The 562-nt window shown below is 31.5% G+C and carries 1 protein-coding gene and 1 pseudogene; both read right to left on the minus strand.

Features of this window, described 5'->3' with window-relative positions; genetic code table 11:
* Positions 1–57: 57 nt before the first annotated feature.
* A pseudogene (locus AC1DTM_RS31025) lies at positions 58–279 on the minus strand (IS1595 family transposase); the annotation flags it as partial.
* A partial coding sequence (locus tag AC1DTM_RS31030; protein ID WP_477001765.1) for a hypothetical protein occupies positions 237–562 on the minus strand: 326 nt, incomplete at its 5' end. The pseudogene AC1DTM_RS31025 and the gene AC1DTM_RS31030, both read right to left, overlap by 43 nt.

Consider the following 562-nt stretch of genomic DNA (forward strand, 5'->3'; position numbering starts at 1 on the left):
TCTGGGAGCTTTTATTGAATTACAAAAACAGCTGTTTCACTAAGGAATGGCTGTTTTTTATACTTCACGCAGAAAATTCACAGTGATTTGATTAGAATTTTGACAGGCACTAAGTAGCATTTGATTTATCTGTTCTTTTTCCGCCAATTTTTTGCTTTGTTGAAGAAAGTTGAACCAATAAAGGTAATTGTCCAAGTATTTGGTTGCTACTCCTTGAAACCTATTCATCCACCCTTTTAATCGCTTGTGATAGTTGTTGACGTTTTGGAGATGGTAGATATAAAATAAATCATTAGAAATATAATGTATAAATTCCATAACGTAGGTATTGCAGCTACACTAAAATACAGAGTCCCAGGTAATAACCAACCTCCACAAAGGATCATCAAAATCTTTTTCCTAACAAGCACTGCAATAACTGCTAAAAAAGACGGAAGTAACAAAATAAAAAATACAGTGATATATACTTCCTTATCAAGCATTTGATTGCTATAAGGGTTAAAATATAGAAAAATAATTGAAAGGATAAAAATACTTATAGCTGCAACAATCGCTATATAAA

The sequence above is a fragment of the Bacillus sp. P4_D3 genome (genome assembly GCF_056401855.1).